Genomic DNA, 251 nt, shown 5'->3' with positions numbered 1-251 from the left:
GCAGAAGTTGTCCAAGAGCTACCAGTTGCGATCGAGATTAATGCAGCAATAACCAAAGATGCTGGTAAGAAAATTGATGGATTCAATACTTCCAGACCATAATATACCATTGCAGGTATAACACCACTAACCAACCAAGTTCCAGCTAAGGCACCAACTAATAGAAGTATAACTATTGGAACGAAAATACTTTTTATATTCTCCCAAACCTCGGTCATCATTCGCTTAAAGCTTACTTTATTAAAGACTCC

General features: G+C 37.8%; 1 pseudogene. It reads right to left on the bottom strand.

The features are described 5' to 3' along the window. A pseudogene (locus tag ACRHOC_RS14940) lies at positions 1–251 on the bottom strand (Na+/H+ antiporter NhaC family protein); the annotation flags it as partial.

The organism is Winogradskyella poriferorum, from assembly GCF_050618035.1.
GTDB classification, from domain to species: Bacteria; Bacteroidota; Bacteroidia; order Flavobacteriales; family Flavobacteriaceae; genus Winogradskyella; species Winogradskyella poriferorum_A.
This window is presented reverse-complemented; position numbering and strand designations above follow the sequence as displayed.